Genomic DNA, 21,270 nt, shown 5'->3' with positions numbered 1-21,270 from the left:
GGACCATGACCGAGCAAGAGCAGGGCGACACCTCATCGTCGCCGGCGCCGACCGAGCAACGCAAGCCGCGCGTGCATGGCCTGGGCGGCGTGTTCTTCAAGGCCCGCGACCCGGCCGCCATGTCGGCCTGGTACGCCCGTCACCTGGACATCGGCGGGCAGGGCTGGGGCGGCGCGATGTTCGCCTGGAAGCGTGAGGACACCGGCGAGGCGGCCTGCACCGTGTGGTCGCCGTTCGCCGAAACCACCGAGTACTTCAAGCCCAGCGACAAGCCCTACATGCTCAACTTCCGCGTCGACGACCTGGCCGCGACCTTGCAGTCCCTGCGCGAAGAAGGCTGCCAAGTGCTCGATCGCTACGAGGAAAGCGAGCAGGGCAAGTTCGGGTATGTGCTCGATCCGGAGGGCGGGTTGATCGAGTTGTGGGAGGCGGGTGCGGAGTGATGTGGTGATGGTGGAATGATCGAGAGTGATGCGATTGCGGTTCCCACGAATGCAGGCTCAGTGCTACCTCGGAGAGGCCGACCATCGAGAGGCTTCAGCATCATCTTTATAGATCGTCATTCCCGCGAAAGCGGGAATCCAGTGACTTCAAACGTTCTCGCACGAAAGGCCCTGGATGTTCGGCTGCGCCGAAGTAAAGCAGAGCCCGCCTTCGCGGGAATGACGAGCAAAAAACAAAAGCAAAAGAAAAATAGGTAAAGCGAAAAACGTAAGGCCCGAGAACGCCGAAAACATAAAAGCGGAAAGCGAAAAAGCGGAAGACATGCCCCTGCATTCGAAATCCCGCATCACCGAACACCACCCCGAGCCCCATGAACCTCCTAGCCTTCGAAACCGCCACCGAAGCCTGCTCCGTCGCCGTATGGCTCGACGGCGAAGTGAGTGAGCGCTTCGAACTCGCCCCGCGCCGCCACGCCGAACTCTCGCTGCCCTGGGCCGAGCAACTGCTCGCGCAGGCCGGAATCAAGCGCAGCCAACTCGACGCCATCGCGATCAGCCGCGGCCCCGGCGCGTTCACCGGCGTGCGCCTGGCGATCGCGATCGCCCAGGGCATCGCGCTGGCCCTCGACAAACCGATCGTGCCGGTATCGACCCTGGCCGTGCTCGCCCTGCGCGCACATGAACTCAAGCCGCAAGGCGCAAGCGCCGAACCGCAACGCGTATTCGCCGCGATCGACGCGCGCATGGGCGAGGTCTACACCGCCGCCTACGAACTGCGCGACGGCGATGCCTTCGCACTGGACGAAGAAATCGTGATCGCGCCCGACGCCGCGGTCGTGCCGGGCGAACACAACGGCTGGCTGGGCGTGGGCACTGGTTTCGCCGCCGCCGAAGGCGCGTTGCGCGAGCGCCTGGGCCACCGTTTCGCCGCGATCGACGCGCAGGCCTTGCCGCACGCCGCCGATCTGGCGCGGCTGGCCGCGCGGGCCTATGCGCGCCGCGACGCCGTCGCGCCCGAGCGGATCGAGCCGGCGTATCTGCGCAACAACGTCGCCCTGACCATCGCCGAGCAGGTCGCGTTGCGCGCGCGCGCCAAGTAGCCATGACCGACGTGTTTCGTTTCATCCGCGACGACGAAGTGCTGGGCTGGACCGTCGCCCCGTACTTCGCCTACCTGGCCAGCATCGAACACCGGCTCGATCCCGCGCTGTACGCCTTCGTCAGCGACGTGGACCGTTACAATTTGACCTCGCGAAAATCGCTGCACGATGCCTGGCTGCGCAAACTGAGCTTGATGCCGGTCGACATGCACGCATTTCCTTCGCGCATGCGCCTGGAGCTGGAATTCCTCGGCCTGTATCACGACCGGATCTTTCGTCTGTGCTACGACGATGTGCTGGCTTATGGTCTGAACCAACAGGTTCGCACCGGCCACGGCGCCCAGGACCTGCTGATGCATGAGTTCCGACTCGACGAGCAGGGCGAACTGCTCGAGCACGTGTTCGAGTTCGATGACGAGCTGTACTTGAAAGTGGCCTGCCAGGCGATGAGTTTCGAAGAGGTCATGCTCGAAGCCGAGGCCGACGACGCGGATCGATCCGATGGATGCGACGCGATTGCGGCGAATGGTCACCAGCACGAGGCAGGCATGAACCAGACCGATACCGTGTGGGTATTTCATGGCGCCGACGCGCGATTCGCGTCGGCCGTGTTTCGCGAACGCAGCCTGGCGATTGACTGGATCGAGCGGCATGCGCTCAGCGGCGTGTTGACCGCCTATCCACTGGACCTATCGGTCTACGACTGGGCGCTCGCCAACGGCCACTTCAAACCCAAGTCGCAGGCGCAGTCCGAGGCCCGATTCATCGGCGCCTTCTCCAGCGCGGCGCAGGAGCATCTGCATTTCGAGAACGGCCGCGCGGATTAGCGCGGCGATGCGATAAGCCGATGGTTCGACGAAATCGCTTGATGCTACGGCTCGGTAAGTCGGCCTGATTCGGCGCCGACGCAACCGGCGCCACCGATCCTCACTCGTCGACCAGTGACCCGCCCGGCAGGAAATTCCAGGTCCGCGTCACATGCAGGATGTCCGGGTTCTCCTCGGTCTTCGGCAGCGGCGGGTAGGGTTCGGCCAGTTTGGCGATCCGCAGCGCTGAGGCGTCAAGCAGGGCGATGCCGCTGCTGCGCACGATGTCGGCGCGTTCGACGCTGCCGTTGCGGCGCACCGCGACGCTGATCACGACCTGGCCGGCCAGACGGCGGCGGCGCGCTTCGTCGGGGTAGTTGAGGTTGCCCACGCGCTCGACCCGGTCGACCCAGGCGCGCAGATAACCGGCCCAGGCGTATTCGGTGGTGCTGGCGGAGACGAACTTGCGGGTGGGGCGCTTGGCGTAACGCTCCGAACGCATGTGGATCTCGGCGGCCAGTCGCGCCATCTCGATGTCGTGCTCGATCTTGCGCTCGCCGGCCGGCAGCGGGCGTTCGGTCGGGGTCTGGGTGGCGCGGTCGCGGGCCACCACGGTCTCGCCGCGGGTGCTGCTGACCACGCGCGCGACCGGTTCGGGCTGGGCGGTCGGCGATTGCGCGCGCAACTGCATCTGCGCCACGCCGGCCTCGGCCTGCGGCGCCGGGCCGGACTGGTTGTCGCGCGGGCGGGTGCTCTTGTCGTGCTCGCCGCCGCCCTGGTTGTTGGCCTGGGCGAGGAAGTCGGCCTGCTTGGGCGTCAGCGCGGTCTGGGTCTGGGTCAGGATCACGTCCAGGGTCGGCACCACCGGCGCGGCCCGCTCCAGGGTGTAGCCGACGCCCAGCAACAAGATGCCGTGGACGATCACCGACAGCACCAGGGTGGCGCTGAAACGCTGCGGCTCGGCCAGGCCGCCGCCGGGCAGGGTGGGCGCGGCCGCGCTCATGCCGCCTGGGCGGCTGCGATGCGGGCCTCGATCGCGTCGAACAGCAGGCCGGCGATGTTGAGGCCGAACTGTTCGTCGAGCTCGCGGATGCAGGTCGGGCTGGTGACGTTGAGCTCGGTCATGTAGTCGCCGATCACGTCCAGGCCGACGAACAGCATGCCGCGGCGCTTCATCTCCGGGCCGACCTCGTGGGCGATCCAGCGGTCGCGCTCGCTCAGCGGCCGGCCTTCGCCGCGGCCGCCGGCGGCGAGGTTGCCGCGGAACTCGTCGCCTTGCGGAATCCGTGCCAGCGCGTAGTCGACCGGCACGCCGTCGACCAGCAGGATGCGCTTGTCGCCGTCGCTGATCTGCGGCAGGAACTTCTGCGCCATCACCAAGTGTTCGCCGCCATCGCCCAGGGTTTCGAGAATGACGTTGAGATTGGCCTCGCCCGCCGCGGCGCGGAAGATCGAGCGCCCGCCCATCCCGTCGAGCGGCTTGAGCACCGCCTGGCCGTGTTGCTGGACGAAGGCCTTGAGCTCGGCCGGGTCGCGGCTGACCAGGGTGTCGATGCAGCACTGCGGGAACAGCAGCGCGGCCAGTTTCTCGTTGTAGTCGCGCAGGCCCTGCGGGTCGTTGACCACGAACGCGCCGGCGCGCTGGGCGACCGACAGGATCTGGGTGTCGTGCAGGTACTCGGCGTCGACCGGCGGGTCCTTGCGCATCAGCACGACGTGGCCGTGACGCAGTTCAATCTGTGACCAGTCTCCCAGTTCGAACCAGCCGGACTTGTCGTCGCGGACCCGCAACGCCGCCACCGTGGCTCGCGCCGCGCCGCCGAGCAGGCTCAGCCCGCCGGGCCGCACGTACCACAGCCGATGTCCGCGCCGCTGCGCTTCCAGTAGCATGGCGAAGGTCGAGTCCTTGGCGATCTTGATCGACCCGATCGGGTCCATCACGACGACGATGTCCAACGGCATGGGAACGGAATCCTGAAAGATTGACGTGATGGTAGCAGGCAGGTCGCCGGTATCTGTCATGATGGCGGGGTCGGAAACGGTCGCCCTGCGTCCATTTGCGACACGCAACGATCAGCTCACATCGCACGATGCGAGGGACGACGATACGCAGGCCGATGGAAGCGGCCGCCGCCATCGGTGATGCGCGGCAAGGTTGTCCTGTGATGCCGATATGCTGCGTATTCAGTTTCCGAGCACGGAAGGCGCGCTTGACAGCCCGCGTGCGGCTTGGAATAAAGACGGCTTCGCGACGCCCGGGGATTCAACGGCGTTGCAATGGGGGATACAAAGAATGCTCGACGAGGTTCGTAGCGGCAGCCTCGATGGTCTGAAGGTCATGGTGATCGACGATTCCAAGACCATCCGTCGAACCGCCGAGACGCTGTTGAAGCGCGAAGGATGCGAGGTGGTCACGGCCATCGACGGATTCGAGGCGTTGGCGAAGATCGCCGATCAGCAGCCACAGATCATTTTCGTGGATATCATGATGCCGCGTCTGGACGGCTATCAGACCTGTGCGCTCATCAAGAACAATCAACTGTTCAAGAGCACGCCGGTCATCATGCTGTCTTCCAAGGACGGCCTGTTCGACAAGGCGCGCGGGCGCATCGTCGGATCGGAGCAGTACCTGACCAAGCCATTCACGCGCGAGGAGCTCCTCGACGCGATCCGCAAGCACGTTCACGCCTGACCGGGGGGTAAGGCACACCATGGCACGCATCCTGCTTATTGAGGACTCGCCGACGGATACCGCGGTCCTGACTCAGCTGCTTCAGCGCAACGGGCACGAAGTGTTCGCCTCGGGCAGTGCCGAGGACGGCATCGAGGCCTGCAAGCGCGAGCGTCCGGACCTGGTGATGATGGATGTGGTGCTGCCGGGCATGAACGGGTTTCAGGCCACGCGAGCGCTCAGCCGCGACGCCGACACCAGCCAGATCCCGGTCCTGATCGTCAGCACCAAGGGCATGGAAACCGACCGCGCCTGGGGCATGCGCCAGGGCGCGCGCGACTACATCGTCAAACCGCCGAGGGAAGACGAATTGATCGCGCGAATCAACGCACTACTTGCCGGATAACCGAAACGATGACGTTCAAGCCGCCGTTCGATGTGCTGACCGATTACGAGCGCCGCTCCCTGGCGCACGTGCCCGGCCTGCCCGAACAGCTCGATGCGCCCGGCCTGTGGCGCGGCGTCGGCTACCGCATCGGCGGCCGCCGCATGGCCTCGACCTTCACCGAAGTGGTCGAAATCCTGTCGCTGCCGCAGGTCACCCAGGTGCCCGGCGCGCAGCCGTGGATGCTCGGGCTGGCCAACGTGCGCGGCAACCTGCTGCCGATCGTCGACCTCAAGCAGTTCCTCGAAGGCGAGCGCACCGTGCTGCACGAAGGCCACCGCATCTTGCTGGTGCGCCAGCCCGGCGGCGACGTGGCGGTGCTGATCGACGAACTGTTCGGCCAGCGCAGCTTCCACGATCAACAGCAGGTGACCCTCGAGGAAGCGGCCGGACACGGCCTCACCGAGGGCCGCTACGGCTATTTCGTCGATCGCGCCTACCTGATCGACGGCCAGCCCTGGGGCATCTTCAGCCTCGACCGGCTGGCGCGCACTCCCGAATTCCGACAAGCAGCGGCCTGAAGCCGCTCCCTTCAATCCAGCAAGTACACGCAAGTACACCTGAGGTTTCCGAACCATGAGCACTGTGATGGACAACGCCGGCAAGAGCCGCCTTCTGGGCGCCAACACCTGGCTGATCGTGCTGGCCCTATCGGTCTTGGTGTTCGGTCTCAACACAGGCTATGCGACATGGAAGGCCGCGCGCCTGGGCGGCGCGAGTTCGTCGGCCTCGAGCCTGCAGGTCAACTCGCAGAAGCTCGCGGTGCAGGCGCGCGAAGCGGTCGGCGGCAACAAGGACGCGTTCACCGCGTTCAAGAAGACCCGCGGCGACATCGACGCCGACATCCAGAAGCTCAACGACAACTACGGCTCCACCGCCGGCGTGTCCGGCCCGATCGGCGCGGTCAGCAAGAGCTGGGAGCCGCTGGGCAAGAGCGCGGCCCAGGTGACCGCCAGCGAGAGCGCGGTGCTGGCCCTGGCCGGCAACGCCGACAGCTTCTCCAGCAAGGTTCCGCAGCTGCAGGCGCGCCTGGACGAACTGGTCCGCGCGATGTCGGCCTCCGGTTCGCCGTCCTCGCAGGTCTACATCGCCCTGCGCCAGGTCGTGCTGTCGGCGACCATGGCCCGCCGCATCACCGAAATCCGCGCCGGCGGCAGCGGCGCCGGCATGGCCGGCGAAGCGCTCGGCCGCGACGCGATCGTGTTCGGCAACATCCTCACCGGCCTGCGCAAGGGCGACGCCTCCTTCGGCGTCAACGCGCTGTCCAACGGCGGCGCGCTGGCCGCGCTGGGCCAGGCCGAAGCGCTGTGGCTGGAGATGAAGAAGGACCTCGACGCGATCTCGGCCAGCTCCAAGGACCTGTTCCAGGCGCAGGCCGCGGCCGAATCGATCACCGGCGGCGCCGACAAGATGCTGACCGACAGCCAGACGCTGTTCAGCGCCTTCACCGCGTTCGGCTCGCTGCGCGACACCAGCTTCATGGGCAACATCTGGGTCTCGATCATCTCCGGCCTGGCCGCGCTGGTCGCGATCGCCGGCTTGCTGTTCTCGTTGAACTACGCCCAGCAGCGCCGCTACCAGACCACCAAGGAACTCAACGACCGCAACCAGGAGGCCATCATGCGCCTGCTGGACGAAATGGGTTCGCTCGCAGAAGGCGACTTGACGGTAAAGGCGACGGTCACCGAGGACATGACCGGCGCGATCGCCGACTCGATCAACTTCGCCGTCGAACAGCTGCGCAGCCTGGTGCAGACGATTACCGACACCTCGGTGCAGGTGGCGTCGAGCGCCCAGGAAACCCAGGCCACCGCCATGCACCTGGCCGAGGCCGCCGAACACCAGGCGCACGAGATCAGCTCGGCCTCCGACCGCATCAGCGAAATCGCCGCCTCGATCGACCAGGTGTCGAAGAACTCGGCCGAGTCGGCCGACGTGGCGCAGCGCTCGGTGCAGATCGCGACCAAGGGCGCGGGCGTGGTGCGGCAGACGATTCAAGGCATGGACTCGATCCGCGACCAGATCCAGGAGACCTCCAAGCGAATCAAGCGCCTGGGCGAAAGCTCGCAGGAAATCGGCTCGATCGTCGAACTCATCAACGACATTTCCGAACAGACCAACATCCTGGCGCTGAACGCCGCGATCCAGGCCGCATCGGCCGGTGAAGCGGGCCGCGGGTTCGCGGTGGTGGCCGACGAAGTGCAACGACTCGCCGAACGCGCGTCCAACGCGACCAAGCGAATCGAGACGTTGGTCCAGACAATTCAGTCCGACACCAACGAAGCTGTGAGCTCGATGGAACAGACGACTTCGGAAGTGGTCGCGGGCGCACGATTGGCGGAAGACGCCGGTACCGCACTGGGCGAGATCGAAAAGGTGTCGTCGGATCTGTCGAACCTGATTCAAGGCATCTCCAGCGCGGCCCAGCAGCAGTCCAGCGCGGCGTCGAACATCACCCAGACGATGAACACGATTCAGCAGATCACCTCGCAGACCTCGCAGGGCGCCAACCAGACCGCCGCGTCGATTGGAAACCTGGCGCAACTGGCGGCCGACCTGCGCCGTTCGGTCGCCGACTTCAAGCTGCCGGCCTGATCCGCGCAAGCGGTCGGGCAGGGCGGCGATGGATCGGGCGGCGGTGATCAAGCATTACAGAAGGGTTGTACCGAGGATGAAGCTTCCGACACATCGCTGGCAGAGCCACGGACCGCGTCAGTCGCGCGACCGCGTTGACGTGCGGAGCACGCCATGACCGCGCTGCGCGAAGCCATCGACACCACCACGCTGGGCTGGATCAAGCCCGAGCTGGACGAAACCCTGCGCCAGGCGCGGCAGGAGATCGAGGCGTTTGCCGAAGATCCCGCCGACACCGCGCGTATGCGCGTGTGCGCCAACCATCTGCATCAGGTGCACGGCACCTTGCGCATGGTCGAGCTGTACGCCCCGGCGATGGTCGCCGAGGAGATGGAACGCCTGGCCCTGGCGCTGCAGCAAGGCAGCGTCGCCGACCGCGACGAAGCCTGCGCGGCGCTGATGCGCGGCGTGGTGCTGCTGCCCGATTATCTCGAACGCCTGCAGGGCGGCCATCGCGATATTCCGATCGTGCTGCTGCCGCTGCTCAACGAATTGCGCGCCACCCGCGGCGAATCGGGCCTCAACGAAAGCGTGCTGTTCGCGCCGAACCTCGACCGACCGCTGCCGGCGCATCTGCCGCCGCCGTTGCCGGTCGGCAGTGGCGGCGGCCGCAACGCCAGCGCGCCGCATCTGGCCGCGCTGCGCGACGCGCTGACCGCGTGGCCGGAAGACGGCGTGCCGTCGAACCCGGCCCAGCTCGCCTCGGCGATCGACGGCCTGCTCGCCGATGTCGTGCTCGAACCGGTGCGGCGCATGCTCTGGGTCGCCTCCTCGGTATCGCACGCGGTGCGCGACGGCGCCTTGCCGGCGACGCGTTCGCTGCGCCAGGCCTTCGGTGGGGTCGAGCGCGAAGCGCGCCAGATCCTGTCCGACGACGGCTTCAGTACGCCGCGCGGCGAACCCGCGGCCGAACCGACCCGGCAACTGCTGTACCACGTCGCCCACAGCGACGGCCGTCATCCGGCGCTGGACGATCTGCGCCAGACCTTCGAACTCGCCGCGCACCTGCCGAGCGAATCCGAACTCGAACACGCCCGCGGCAGCCTGAGCGGACGCAATCGCGCCCTGCTCGACACCGTCGCCGCGGCGATCAAGGAAGACCTGCTGCGGGTCAAGGACGCCCTCGACCTGCACCTGCGCACCAACCAGACCGATGCCGGCGAACTGCGCCCGCAGGTCGAGGCGCTGGCGCGGGTCAGCGACACCCTCGGCATGATGGGGCTGGGCATGGCCCGCACCGTCGTGCTGCAGCAGCGCGATGCGATGAGCGACATCGTCGACGGCCGCCGCGCCGCCGACGAAGGCACCCTGCTCGATGTCGCGGGCGCGTTGCTGTACGTGGACGCCTCGCTCGACGACCAGGTCTCGCGCCTGGGCCTGCCCGACGACAAGGCCGAAGAAGACCTGCTCGCCGGCGAAGCGCGCAAGGTGCTCGACGTGGTCGCGCGCGAAGCCATCGCCAACTTCGGCGATGCGCGCCAGTCCTTCGTCGCCTTCGTCGAGACCAAGTGGGATCACGACGAACTGGCCGAAGTGCCGCGCGTGCTCGACGAAGTCGCCGGCGCTCTGCGCATGATCGAGCTGCCGCTGGCCGCCGATTACCTCACCGGCGTCAAGCGCTACACCGAAGTCGAACTGATCGGCCGCCGCCGCGTGCCCAGCGGTCAGCAGCTCGACACCCTGGCCGATGCCCTGGCCAGCCTGGAGTACTACCTCGAAGCGCTGCGCGAGCAGCGCCCGAACCGCGACGACATCCTCGACATCGCGCGCCAGAGCCTGGAAGTGCTGCGCTACTGGCCGCTGCCGGACGTGGTCCGGGTCGAGCCGCAGGCCGAAGTCGCCGCGCCGCCCGTCGTCGCTGCCGAAGTCGCGCCGCCCGCCGTCGCCGAAACCGCGCCGCCGCCGAGCGCGAGCGAAACCGTCGCGAGCGAATCGCACACCCAGATTCCGGTCGCGCCCGACTGGAGCGTGTCGGAAGCGCAGGCGCACGACGCCAGCGCATCCACCGGGTCCGTCGAAAGCGGCCAAGTCGATGCCGAACACGGCGCCGCGCAGTACACCTCCGCGTTCGAACCCGACGCCAGCCACGCCGCGCCCGCGGAACCGGCCGACATCGCCGAACGCGTGTCCGGCGGCCTGGTCAACACGGCGATGCTCGAAGCGCTGCCGTCCTCGCCGCCGTCGTTCCTCGGCGCTTCGTCGCCGGCCCAGGGCGGTTTCGAAACCGTCGACGACATCGACGACGAAGTGCGGGAAATCTTCCTGGAAGAATTCCAGGAAGAGATCGGCAACCTCGAACACCTGCTGCCGGCGTGGCGCGACGCGCCCGACGATCTGGCGCGCGTGCAGCCGGTGCGGCGCGTGTTCCACACCCTCAAGGGCAGCGGCCGCCTGGTCGGCGCGCGCACCCTGGGCGAATTCAGCTGGAAGGTCGAGAACCTGCTCAACCGCGTGCGCGAGCACGGCCGTCCGGCCAGCCCGGAAGTCATCGACCTGGTCGAGCACGCGCATCGCGCGCTGCCGGGTTTCTACGCCGCGCTGCGCAACGAAGCGCCGCTGAGCGTGGACGTGGCCGGCATCGAAGCGCATGCCGACCGCCTCGCCAACGGCGAGGAAGCCTATTACCGGGCGCCGGCCGCGGCCATCGCGGGCGAGCCCGAAATCGTCGACACCGCGCCGGCGATCGTCAGCGACGGCCCGTACGTGCCGGCCTCGGTCGATCCGGTGCTGCTGGAAATCCTCGACGGCGAAGTCGCCGGGCATCTGGTCACGATCGAAGCCTGGCTGGCCGCGTCGAACACCGCGCCGCAGCCGGTCACTGACGCGGTGCAGCGCTCGATCCACACCTTGAACGGTGCCTTCGCGATGACCGAAGTGCCGGTCATCACCGACGTCACCGCGCCGACCGAAGCCTACGTCAAGCGCCTGCTCGCCAGCGGCGCGCCGGCCAGCGCCGAAGGCATGTCCGCGCTCAGCGCGGTCGCCGACGCGATCCGCCGCACGGTCGAAGCGCTCAAGTCGCCGACCCCGCACGTGCCGATGTTCGTCGGCCTGCCCGAACGCATCGCGATGCTGCGCGACAGCCTGCCCGACGCGCGTTCGCCGATGATCGTCGACGAGTTCGATCACGACCTCGACGGCTTGCCGGAAGGGCAGTCGCTGTCGGAACTCACCGTCGCCGACCTGAGCGCGTTCGACGGCTACGACTCGTCGCCGGAAAGCACCGGCAAGACCGAAACGGCCGATGCCGCCGGTCGCCAGTCGCCGAACTACGACGACGAATTCGAAATCAGCCTCGACGTATTGCCGGCCGAATTCGACCCGAGCACCGTCGGCCCGATGGGCCTGAGCGACGCCTCGATCGAACAGGCCCGCCTCGCCGCCGAGCGCGAAGCCGCGGCGCAGGCGGAAGCCGAGCGTCTGGCGGCCGAGCAGGTGCAAGCCGCGCGAGCCGAAGCCGAACGCCTTGAAGCCGAAGCCGAACGCGCCGAAGCGGTCCGCATCGAAGCAGAGCGCATCGAAGCCGAACGTGTCGCGGCCGAGCAGGCCGAGGCGGAACGTCTCGCCGCCGAGCAAGCCGAAGCCGCGCGCCTGGAAGCCGAACGTATCGCTGCGGAGCAGGCCGAAGCAGAGCGCCTCGCCGCCGAGCAGGCCGAAGCCGCGCGTCTTGAAGCCGAACGCCTCGCCGCGGAACAGGCCGAAGCCGAGCGTCTCGAAGCCGAGCGGCTTGCGGCCGAGCAGGCGGAAGCCGCGCGTCTGGAAGCCGAACGCCTCGCCGCCGAGCAGGCCGAAGCGGCGCGCCTGGAAGCCGAGCGTCTTGCAGCCGAACAGGCCGAAGCCGAGCGTGTAGAAGCCGAACGTCTTGCCGCCGAGCAGGCCGAGGCGGCGCGTCTGGAGGCCGAACGTCTCGAAGCCGAGCGCATCGAAACCGAACGCGCCGAAGCCGCGCGTCTGGAAGCCGAGCGCGTCGCCGAGGAAGAGCGGCTGGAATACGAACGTCTCGAAGCCGAATACGCCGAACAGGCGCAACGCGCCGAAGCCGAGCGTCTCGCCGCCGAGCATGCGGCGCGCACCGCCGCCGAGCGAGCCGAATTCGAGCGCCTGGAAGCCGAGCGCGTCGAAGCCGAACGCGTCGCGGCCGAACAAGCCGAAGCCGAGCGTCTCGAAGCCGAACGCATCGCGGCTGAGCAAGCCGAGGCCGAGCGTCTCGAAGCCGAACGCATCGCCGCCGAGCAAGCCGAAGCCGAACGTCTTGAAGCCGAGCGCGTCGCTGCAGAGCAAGCCGAAGCCGAACGTCTTGAAGCCGAGCGCATCGCTGCCGAACAAGCCGAAGCCGAACGTCTCGAAGCCGAGCGCGTCGCTGCAGAGCAAGCCGAAGCCGAACGTCTCGAAGCCGAGCGCGTCGCCGCCGAGCAAGCCGAAGCCGAGCGTCTCGAAGCTGAGCGCGTCGCAGCCGAACAGGCCGAAGCCGAGCGCCTGGAATACGAACGCCTGGAAGCCGAATACGCCGCCGAGCGCCTGACGCCCGAACAAGGCGAAACGGTGGGCGCCGCGGCCAGCGACGAAGCTTCGAGCGACGATCTGGCGCAGCTGCGCTTCGACGACCACAGCGGTATCGGCGCCAGCAACGAAGACACCCACGCCGACGCCGCCAACGCCGAAGCCGAACCGCAACCCGCGGCCGCCGCCCACAGCGGCGCGCCGACCAGCGCCGTGGCCGGCATTTCCGCCGCGCTCGCCGCGGCGTTCGCCAAGGCCTACAGTGCCGACCCCGATCCGGACGAAGCGCTCGACCTGAGCGAACTCGATCCGGAACTGGTCGACATCTTCGTCGAAGAGGGCGGCGACCTGCTCGATCACTCCGACGGCCTGCTCGCGCAATTGCGCGAAGCGCCGAACGAGCGCGAACCGCTGGTCGGCCTGCAGCGCGATCTGCACACGCTCAAGGGCGGCGCGCGCATGGCCGGCATCATGGCGGTCGGCGAACTCGGCCACGTCATGGAATCGCTGCTCGAAGCGGTGGTCGACCAGCGCACCGAACTCGGCCGCGACGGCATCGTCCTGCTCGAACGCGGTTTCGACCGACTGCACGGCATGGTCACCCGGGTCGGCACGCGTCGCGCGATCGCCATGCCCGATGCGCTGATCGCGGTGTTCGAAGCGCGTTCGCGCGGCCAGACCGTGCCCGGCCTGATCGAGGACGAACACGCCGACGCCGCGGCCACGCTTGCGCCGCGCAGCGACGCGACCGACAGCGGCGAACTCAAGCCCTTGTCGGCGCCGATCCTTGATGCACCTTTCGCCGACGAAGACGACATCGGCGTGCGCGCGCCGCAGGAACAGGTGCGCATCCGCGCCGACCTGCTCGACCGTCTCGTCAACTACGCCGGCGAAGTGGCGATCTACCGCGCCCGCCTGGAACAGCAGCTCGGCGCGTTCCGCGGCGCGATCGCGGAAATGGCGCAGACCAACCTGCGCATGCGCGATCAGCTGCGCCGCCTGGAAATCGAAACCGAAGCGCAGATCATCGCGCGCTACCAGCGCGAGGGCGAATCGGGCGACCAGTCGTTCGATCCGCTGGAACTCGACCGCTTCTCGACCCTGCAGCAGCTGTCGCGCGCGCTGGGCGAATCGGCGGCCGACCAGAACAGCCTGCAGAACACCCTCGACGACCTGACCCGCCAGTACGAAACCCTGCTGCTGCAACAATCGCGCGTGAGCTCGGAGCTGCAGGAAGGCCTCATGCGCACGCGCATGGTGCCGTTCGATACGCTGCTGCCGCGCCTGCGCCGCGTGGTGCGCCAGGCCTCCAGCGAACTGGGCAAACAGGTTGCGCTCAAGCTCGAAGGCACCCAGGGCGAACTCGATCGCAACGTGCTCGAGCGCATGACCGCGCCGTTGGAGCACATGCTCCGCAACGCGGTCGCGCACGGCCTGGAAAAACCCGAACAGCGCCGCGCCGCCGGCAAGCCCGACGAAGGCACGGTGCGCATCGCGGTGCGTCGCGAAGGTTCGGAAGTCGTGCTGGAAGTGGCCGACGACGGCGCCGGTCTCGACCGCGCGGCGATCCGTCGCCGTGGCGAAGAGCGCGGCCTGGTCCGCACCGATGCGGTGCTGTCGGAAGCCGATCTCGACACGCTGATCCTGGAGCCGGGCTTCTCAACCGCCGACGAAGTCAGCCGCCTCGCCGGCCGCGGCGTCGGCATGGACGTGGTCGCCAGCGAAGTGCGCCAGCTCGGCGGCACGCTCGACATCCATTCCAACCCGGGCAAGGGCGTCCACTTCACCCTGCGCCTGCCGCAGACGCTCGCGGTCACCCAGGCGGTGTTCGTGCGCATCGGCGAAACCACCTTCGCCGTGCCGATCGCCTCGGTGCGCGGCGTCGGTCGCCTGTCGCGCGAGGTGCTCGACGCCGGCGATGTCAGCTACCGCTACGGCGGCGAGGACTATCACGTCCACGACCTGGGCATGCTGGTCGGCCACGCGCCGGCCAAGGCCGAAGGTCAGTTGCAGATGCCGTTGCTGCTGATCCGCTCCGGCGATCTGCGCGCGGCGGTCACCATCGACCAGGTCATCGGCAACCGCGAAATCGTGGTCAAGCCGGTCGGCCCGCAGGTCGCGTCGGTGCCCGGCATCTTCGGCGCCACCATCATGGGCGACGGCCGCGTGGTGGTGATCCTCGACATCGCGCCGCTGGTGCGTCGTCGCGCCGCGCTGCTGCAGGACTTCACCCAGAACGCGCCGCCGCCGCAGGCGCCGGCGGAAACCCGCCGGGTGCCGCTGGTGATGGTGGTCGACGACTCGGTGACCATGCGCAAGGTGACCGGCCGCGTGCTGGAGCGCCACAACTTCGAAGTCGTGACCGCGAAGGACGGCATCGATGCGCTGGAGCGTCTGGGCGAGCGCGTGCCCGACCTGATGCTGCTGGACATCGAAATGCCGCGCATGGACGGCTACGAACTGGCCACCCAGATGAAGGCCGATCCGCATCTGCGCGACGTGCCGATCGTGATGATCACCTCGCGTACCGGCGAAAAGCATCGCCAGCGCGCGTTCGAGATCGGCGTCGAGCGTTATCTCGGCAAGCCGTACCAGGAGCCCGAGTTGATGCGCAACGTGTTCGAATTGCTGGGAATTACCCGTAGTCATGTCTGAAGCAGAGCGTCGCGTCGTATTGTTGGCGCGGGCCGGTGTGGCCTGCGAACGTCTCCGCGGTGCGCTGGCCGAAGCCGGCGCGAATCTGGTGCTGGAAGGCGACCCGACCGTGCTCGATCCGCAGGCGCTGGACGCGGCCGATCCCGACGTGGTCGTGGTCGTGCTCGATCCGACCTCCGAGGACGCGCTGGACCGGTTCGAGAACCTGCTGCTGGATCCGTCGATCGAAGTGATCTTCGAGGAGGCCGAACTGGCCGCCTCGCGCGAAGGCTGGGACGCGGCGCGCTGGGCGCGTCATCTCAGCGCCAAGCTCAATCGCCACGACGATGTGCTGCCGCCGGGTCGCGAACCCGAGCCGGAACCCGATCCGATGCTGATCGCCGACGGCTTCGTGCGCCCGGCCGTGGTGGAACACGAACCGCCGTCGTCGCAGGCGCCCGGATCGATCTTCGGTTTCGCCGAAGCCGCGCCGACGCCGGCGCAGGAAGTTGCCGAAGAATTCGTAGCGGCCGAAGCCGCCGCGGACGACGGCATCGAGGAAATCGAAGCGCTCGAAGCCAGCGAAGCCTTCGTCGCCGAGGATGTATTCCAAGCCGAACCCGCCGCACCGTCGAACGCCTTCGACGCCGGCTCGATCGAGCCCGCGTCCGACCCGTCCGCATTCGCCGCGGCCGAACAGGCCGGCGAACTGGCGCGGGTCGCGCCGCTGGGTTCGTCGGGCGACCGCATTCTGTCCGAACCGCCGCCGCTGCCGGACGAAGCGCGCGAATTCTTCGCCCGCCAGGCCTTGGGCGCGACGCCGCTGGATACGTCGGCCGCCTATTCCAACGACGATTCCACCGCCGATGCGGATATCGTCGAAATCGAAGCCTACGCGGCCGATGACGACGACATCGAAGATCTGTCGGCTCCGGCGGTCGTCGGTGAGACCGACACCGAAACCGAGCCGGATTTCGATTTCGAAGGCCTGACCCTGGAAGCGGTCGACAGCGTCGCCGCCGTGCCGGGCGAAGCGCGGCCGTATACCCCGGGCCTGGACGAATGGGTCCCATCCGACGCGGTGCAGGCGGACCTGCCGGCGCTCGACGAAACCGGACTGGGCGACATGGAAGCCTGGCGTCCGCCGGCGCCGAACCAGGTGCATGAATTGATCGACCTGGACGCGGCCTTCGCCAGCGAAGGCGCGCGCATCGATTTCGACGCGACCCAGCGCGATCCCACCGTGATCGCGCCGATCGATTTCGACGACGGCCGTAGCCACGCTGGCGACGACGGCGTGCTCACGTTCGAATCCAGCCTCGACTTCGATCTCAACGACGACAACGCGCCGCTGGCCGCCCGGCCGCCCGCGCCGCCGGCGCCTTCGGTGCCGGACTGGTCGTTCACCGACGAGGCCAGCCTGGTCAGCGCCGCGACCGGCCAGAGCGGCGCGCATGCCGGCTCGGCGTCGGACGCCGCCGCGGGCGCGGGCAAACCCGATTTCAACCGCCACGATCTCGACGAAATCGAACGCCGCATTTCCGGGCTGGAACTGGTCGACGATCGCCTGCCGGTCTCGACCCGCAACGGCGCGGTGCTGGTGCTCGCCGGTATCGGCGGCCCCGACGCGGTACGTCAGTTGCTCGGCGCACTGCCGGATAATTTCGATCGTCCGGTGCTGGTCCAGCAGCGCCTCGACGGCGGCCGCTACGACAAGCTCGTCGCGCAGATGCAGCGCGCGACGCCGGTGCTGGTCAAGCTGGCCGAAGTCGGCGCGCGCACCATCGACGGGGTGATCTACATCCTGCCGGCCGGCGTGGGCATCGAAGCGGGCGACAACGGAATCCAGTTCGTCGAAGGCGGCGACGTGTTCGAGGCCTTGCCGGCGGGCGACAGCGCGGTGCTGTTGTTCAGCGGCGCCGACATCGCCCAGGTCGATGCGGCGATGAAGCTGTCCGCGCACGGCGCGCTGGTGGTCGGTCAATCGCCCGACGGTTGCTACGACGCCGCCGCGGCCAGCGCCGCGATCGCGCGTGGCGCCGGCAGCGGGCAACCGGCCGAACTGGCCGCCAAGCTGGCCTCGCGTTGGTCGAAGCAAAGTCCGATCTGATTCAAAAGCGGGCCAGCGGCGCGCTCGAATCAGATCGAGCGCCGATGCGGCGGCCCGGTTCGATCCAGTGATCCGACGCGGAGCGATCCGCAGCGGCTTGAGTCAGACCCGATCGCGGCGCCAGCGCGGACCGCGATGCAACACGTACCGGCTTCGCGCGTCGAAGCCTTCGCTTGAAAGCCGCGCGATCCGCGGCGAGGATGCCGCGATGTCGAATCAAACTCCCGCCAGCGATACCCCCGACACCGCCTCGCGCGCCGACATTCGCGGCGTGCTGATCCAGGCCGGCGGTACCCGCCTGCTGCTGCCCAACGCGACCATCGCCGAGGTGCTGTCGTACGCGCCGCCGGCGCCGATCGACGGCGCGCCGCGCTGGCTGCTCGGCCATACCCGTTGGCGCGGTTGGACCCTGCCGCTGATCGCGTTCGGCGAACTGTCCGGCCTGGCCCGCGAACAGGGCGGCCTCGGCAGCAAGGTGGTGGTGCTCAAGGCGCTCAGCGCGGCCTCGCGACTGCCGTATTTCGCCCTGCTGACCCAGGGCTTCCCGCGCCTGGTCACGGTCTCGGCCGACAGCCTGCTGGTCGACGGACGCGAGGACGAGCTGCTGCCGCACGGCGTGCAGGCGCGCGTGCTGCTCAACGACGATGCCGCGCTGCTGCCCGACCTGGAAGCCATCGAGGCCATGATCGGCGAAGCGCTCGCGCAAGCCGCGTGAGTCCGGGGCCTGCCGAGCCCGGCGCCGCGGCGCCGAACCCGCCGGTCCGGCCACCGCTTCAATCGCCTGCGCCCGGGCGCTACGCCTCGGTCGACGCGCTGCGCGGACTGACCGTCGCGGCGATGCTGCTGGTCAACGATCCGGGCGATTGGGGCCACGTGTATGCGCCCTTGCTGCACTCGGAATGGAACGGCTACACGCCGACCGACCAGGTGTTTCCGATGTTCCTGTTCATCGTCGGCGTGTCGATCGCGCTGGCGCTGATGCCGCGCCGCGAAAGCGGCGTCGCCGCGGCCAGCCTGTTGCGACCGGCCTTGTGGCGCGCGCTGCGCATCGTCGGCCTGGGCCTGCTGCTGCATCTGATCGCGATGTGGGTGACCGACCGCGACGCCCTGCGCCTGCCCGGCGTGTTGCAACGCATCGGCCTGTGCTTCGCCGCGGCCGCGCTGATGGCCTTGTACCTGTCGGTACGCGCGCAATGGATCGTGTTCGCGGCGTTGCTGCTGGGCTACGCCGCGTTGCTCGCGTCGGGCGGCAGCTACGCGCCGTTCGAGAACATCGCCAGCCGTTTCGACAGCGCGCTGTTCGGCGCGCATGTCTACCAGATCGATGCGAGCGGGCGCGGTCACGATCCCGAAGGATTGGTGTCCACGCTCGGCGCGCTCGCCACCACCTTGCTCGGCCTGCGCGCGGGCGATTGGCTGCGGCGCGGGCAGGTGCATGCGCTGCTGATCGGCGGCGCGGTGTGCGCGGTCGCCGGCCTGCTGCTGGGGACCGTGCAGCCGATCAACAAGAACCTGTGGACCCCGGCTTACGTGCTGTGGACCGGCGGGGTGTCGTGCTGGGTACTCGCGCTGTTTCACCCGTTGATCGATCGCCGCGGTTGGCCGGCCTGGGGCCGCGCGTTCGGCGTCAACGCGATCGCCGCATACGGCGGCTCGGCGTTGTTGCTGTATCTGTTGATGGGTATGGGCTGGCTGGAACCGATCTACCGGCACGCTTTTGCCGACTGGATGACGCCGCGCTTCGGCCCGTATCTGCCCTCGCTGGCGTTCGCGCTGGCCTTCGTCGCGCTGTGGTGGGCGGTGGTGCGCTGGCTCGACGCGCGCCGGATCTATTTCAAGATCTGAGCCGGCGCGGCCGATGGTTGCGCGGCCTCGCCGAGCCCCGCACATCGATGAAATATTTCGCATGCCGTGCGGCACACGCGGCTCGCGCGGCTGAATGATTAAATTTGATGTGCATCACATTTTCATGATGATGAACAACACATTTTTTCGGATTTTCTGAGCCGGATGCGCTGAACACACCGCGCGGCGCGGAACCTGTGCCATGCATTGCGGCGCCCGTCGCGCCGCGTCACATACGACCCGCCTGGGCACCGCATTGGAGCAATCCGGCGCCGTATTGCTTTGTTGGGTTTCGATGTCGCGCGCTGGCGATGATCGCGCGCGCGCCCGACGGATGGCCGCGTTTTTTCGAGTGGGTATGCGAAACACGCAACGCATGTGCGCCCGTGATTGTGCCGGGCATGCGCAATGCAGTTCGCCTGGTTGTATCCACTTTTTCCCTATGGACAAGCCCGGAGGCCTCGATTATCGAAGGCGCGCAACACCGACCCGGGCGAGCGCCGAACGCGGCGATTCGTCGGCGGTGACGCCAGTGAAAGGGGGGCGGCATGACGTGTCACGCAGATCCGACGCAGCGTCGACTTCGCAATGCGAAGCGGCCGCGCGCAGGCGATGCGCGTCGACGCGTCGATGTCGCCAGAGCGCAGTCCATGGCGCGGCAACAAGTGCGTTACCTACCGGGATGGGGATGCGCGGCGGTAGCGCACGCATGGACATGGCGCCGGCGCCGCATTCGATCGCGCGACGAGGCAAACGCGTCGGGATCGGATGCGGACGCTCGGCACCATGGCTTCGGATCGCGCGCAGGCTCGGCGCGCGATCCGCGAGCAGTGATGAAGCACGGCGCCGCACGCGCATAGCGTGGGCGCCGCAATCGCCGCGTTGGGCGGCATGGCGACAAGACAGGGGACAAGTGGCATGTGGATCAGAAGCGCACTCGCGAGCGCGATGTCGTTGGCGTTTTCGTCGGCCGTCGCGGCCGAGGCACCGAGCTACAGCCTGCTGGGCGACTGGCCGGTCAAGACCACGACCGAATCGGGCGTGGAAATCGGCCTGAGGGGAAATCTCAGCTACGACTACAACGAGTTCGGCGACGACCGGCTGCCCGGCGGCGCCGCGCGCTTCGCCGACGACGATGCTTGGCGCCGCCAGGAACTCAACGCCTACCTGCGCAAGCCGGGCGTGTTCGATGTCGCCATGGGCTACGACTTCAGGAACAAGGTCTGGCTCGACAACTTCATCCGCCTGTCCAGCGAGCGCGGCGGCGATCTGCGCATCGGCCAGTTCAAGACGCCGGTGGGTTACGAAGAAGGCGCGGTCGGCACCACCTCGACCACCTTTCTCGAACGCGCGCTGCCGGTGTCCACGGTCTACGCCGGCCGCCGCCTGGGCGTCGACTGGACGTACGAAAAGCTCAAGGGCTGGTACATCAACGCCGCGGTCATGAGCGGCGGCGACCTGCAGGGCGACAACGAAGGCCGCATGCTGGCCGCGCGGGTGGTGTTCAATCCGGTCAAGACCGATGCCGACGTGGTGCATGTCGGCGTGTCGGGCTCGAACGAAAAACGCGACGACGACAGCGCGCGCATCCGCGTGCGGCCCGAGGCGTTCCTGACCGGGGTGCGCCTGGTCGATTCGGGGGCGATCGATTCGGTCGAGGCGATCAACCGCGCCGGACTGGAAGCGATGTGGCAGCACGGGCCGCTGCTGCTGCAAAGCGAATACCTGCGCATGGCGGTGCAACGCGACGGGCGGCCCGACTACGAGGCCGACGGCTATTACCTGTCCGGCGCGTGGGTGCTGACCGGCGAAAAGCGCAGCTACAAGAGCGCCGCGTTCGGCAACGTCAAGCCCAGGCACGACTACGGCGCGTTCGAAGTCGCGCTGCGCTATTCCACGGTCGATATCGATCACGGCCTGCTGCGCGGCGGCAAGCAGAAGGACTGGACGATCGGCCTGAACTGGTACATCGGCCAGCACTTCAAGTTGCAGGCCAACTACGTGATGGTCGACAGCCAGCGTCGCGGTGTCGGACTGGATCCGAACATCACCGAACTGCGCATGCAAGTGTACTTCTAGGCC

The 21,270-nt window shown here is 67.9% G+C and carries 14 protein-coding genes; 12 read left to right on the top strand and 2 right to left on the bottom strand.

All coding sequences use genetic code 11. The annotated features are described in order from the left end of the window. Positions 1 to 5: 5 nt before the first annotated feature. The 3 genes from KME82_RS19585 to KME82_RS19575 all read left to right on the top strand — a co-directional run bounded on the left by KME82_RS19585 (position 6) and on the right by KME82_RS19575 (position 2,370). Positions 6 to 443, top strand: a complete 438-nt coding sequence (locus KME82_RS19585; protein WP_215495493.1) for a VOC family protein — start codon at positions 6 to 8, stop codon at positions 441 to 443. A 371-nt stretch (positions 444 to 814) separates the two neighbouring features. After that, on the top strand, positions 815 to 1,543 hold the full coding sequence (gene tsaB, locus KME82_RS19580) for a tRNA (adenosine(37)-N6)-threonylcarbamoyltransferase complex dimerization subunit type 1 TsaB (protein WP_215495492.1): 729 nt from the start codon (positions 815 to 817) through the stop codon (positions 1,541 to 1,543). 2 nt (positions 1,544 to 1,545) lie between these two features. Then, the gene (locus tag KME82_RS19575) at positions 1,546 to 2,370 is read left to right on the top strand and encodes a DUF7710 domain-containing protein (protein WP_215495491.1); all 825 of its coding nucleotides are present in this window, start codon (positions 1,546 to 1,548) and stop codon (positions 2,368 to 2,370) included. A gap of 100 nt (positions 2,371 to 2,470) precedes the next feature. Here KME82_RS19575 and KME82_RS19570 read toward each other — a convergent pair whose 3' ends face one another. Beyond that, positions 2,471 to 3,352: an energy transducer TonB gene (locus KME82_RS19570; protein WP_215495490.1), complete on the bottom strand. Its 882-nt coding sequence runs from the start codon at positions 3,350 to 3,352 to the stop codon at positions 2,471 to 2,473. Beyond that, positions 3,349 to 4,311 (bottom strand): glutathione synthase, encoded by a 963-nt coding sequence (gene gshB, locus KME82_RS19565; RefSeq protein ID WP_215495489.1) that lies wholly within the window; start codon positions 4,309 to 4,311, stop codon positions 3,349 to 3,351. Before gshB ends, KME82_RS19570 begins: the two co-directional genes overlap by 4 nt. A 331-nt stretch (positions 4,312 to 4,642) precedes the next feature. Here gshB and pilG point away from each other — a divergent pair, with 331 nt between their 5' ends. The 9 genes from pilG to KME82_RS19520 all read left to right on the top strand — a co-directional run bounded on the left by pilG (position 4,643) and on the right by KME82_RS19520 (position 21,267). Beyond that, positions 4,643 to 5,041 carry a twitching motility response regulator PilG gene (gene pilG / locus KME82_RS19560; protein ID WP_036112825.1) on the top strand — a complete coding sequence of 133 codons (399 nt, stop codon included), beginning with the start codon at positions 4,643 to 4,645 and terminating at the stop codon, positions 5,039 to 5,041. A gap of 19 nt (positions 5,042 to 5,060) precedes the next feature. Next, entirely contained in the window at positions 5,061 to 5,426 is a 366-nt protein-coding gene (locus KME82_RS19555; RefSeq protein WP_036112827.1) for a response regulator transcription factor, read from the top strand. A gap of 8 nt (positions 5,427 to 5,434) precedes the next feature. Next, positions 5,435 to 5,986, top strand: a complete 552-nt coding sequence (locus tag KME82_RS19550) for a chemotaxis protein CheW (RefSeq protein ID WP_036112830.1) — start codon at positions 5,435 to 5,437, stop codon at positions 5,984 to 5,986. A gap of 55 nt (positions 5,987 to 6,041) precedes the next feature. After that, the gene (locus KME82_RS19545; protein WP_215495488.1) at positions 6,042 to 8,060 is read left to right on the top strand and encodes a methyl-accepting chemotaxis protein; all 2,019 of its coding nucleotides are present in this window, start codon (positions 6,042 to 6,044) and stop codon (positions 8,058 to 8,060) included. Positions 8,061 to 8,213: 153 nt separating this feature from the next. After that, complete coding sequence (locus tag KME82_RS19540; RefSeq protein ID WP_215495487.1) at positions 8,214 to 15,254, top strand: Hpt domain-containing protein; 7,041 nt, start codon at positions 8,214 to 8,216, stop codon at positions 15,252 to 15,254. Beyond that, complete coding sequence (locus KME82_RS19535; RefSeq protein WP_215495486.1) at positions 15,247 to 17,343, top strand: chemotaxis protein CheB; 2,097 nt, start codon at positions 15,247 to 15,249, stop codon at positions 17,341 to 17,343. Before KME82_RS19540 ends, KME82_RS19535 begins: the two co-directional genes overlap by 8 nt. 208 nt (positions 17,344 to 17,551) lie before the next feature. Next, complete coding sequence (locus KME82_RS19530) at positions 17,552 to 18,058, top strand: chemotaxis protein CheW (RefSeq protein WP_215495485.1); 507 nt, start codon at positions 17,552 to 17,554, stop codon at positions 18,056 to 18,058. Next, complete coding sequence (locus KME82_RS19525; protein WP_286673191.1) at positions 18,055 to 19,188, top strand: acyltransferase family protein; 1,134 nt, start codon at positions 18,055 to 18,057, stop codon at positions 19,186 to 19,188. The genes KME82_RS19530 and KME82_RS19525 overlap by 4 nt, the downstream gene beginning before the upstream one ends. 918 nt (positions 19,189 to 20,106) lie before the next feature. Next, entirely contained in the window at positions 20,107 to 21,267 is a 1,161-nt protein-coding gene (locus KME82_RS19520; RefSeq protein WP_215495484.1) for an OprO/OprP family phosphate-selective porin, read from the top strand. Positions 21,268 to 21,270 lie beyond the last annotated feature (3 nt).

Source organism: Lysobacter capsici (genome assembly GCF_018732085.1).
Classification (GTDB): domain Bacteria; phylum Pseudomonadota; class Gammaproteobacteria; order Xanthomonadales; family Xanthomonadaceae; genus Lysobacter; species Lysobacter capsici_A.
Note: the sequence above shows the minus strand (reverse complement) of the source record. Positions and strands in the feature narration are given on the sequence as shown.

Coding starts and splice junctions, on each gene's coding strand:
- KME82_RS19585 (WP_215495493.1), top strand. CDS start 6: ATGACCGAGCAAGAGCAGGGCGACACCTCATCGTCGCCGGCGCCGACC.
- tsaB (WP_215495492.1), top strand. CDS start 815: ATGAACCTCCTAGCCTTCGAAACCGCCACCGAAGCCTGCTCCGTCGCC.
- KME82_RS19575 (WP_215495491.1), top strand. CDS start 1,546: ATGACCGACGTGTTTCGTTTCATCCGCGACGACGAAGTGCTGGGCTGG.
- KME82_RS19570 (WP_215495490.1), bottom strand. CDS start 3,352: ATGAGCGCGGCCGCGCCCACCCTGCCCGGCGGCGGCCTGGCCGAGCCG.
- gshB (WP_215495489.1), bottom strand. CDS start 4,311: ATGCCGTTGGACATCGTCGTCGTGATGGACCCGATCGGGTCGATCAAG.
- pilG (WP_036112825.1), top strand. CDS start 4,643: ATGCTCGACGAGGTTCGTAGCGGCAGCCTCGATGGTCTGAAGGTCATG.
- KME82_RS19555 (WP_036112827.1), top strand. CDS start 5,061: ATGGCACGCATCCTGCTTATTGAGGACTCGCCGACGGATACCGCGGTC.
- KME82_RS19550 (WP_036112830.1), top strand. CDS start 5,435: ATGACGTTCAAGCCGCCGTTCGATGTGCTGACCGATTACGAGCGCCGC.
- KME82_RS19545 (WP_215495488.1), top strand. CDS start 6,042: ATGAGCACTGTGATGGACAACGCCGGCAAGAGCCGCCTTCTGGGCGCC.
- KME82_RS19540 (WP_215495487.1), top strand. CDS start 8,214: ATGACCGCGCTGCGCGAAGCCATCGACACCACCACGCTGGGCTGGATC.
- KME82_RS19535 (WP_215495486.1), top strand. CDS start 15,247: ATGTCTGAAGCAGAGCGTCGCGTCGTATTGTTGGCGCGGGCCGGTGTG.
- KME82_RS19530 (WP_215495485.1), top strand. CDS start 17,552: ATGTCGAATCAAACTCCCGCCAGCGATACCCCCGACACCGCCTCGCGC.
- KME82_RS19520 (WP_215495484.1), top strand. CDS start 20,107: ATGTGGATCAGAAGCGCACTCGCGAGCGCGATGTCGTTGGCGTTTTCG.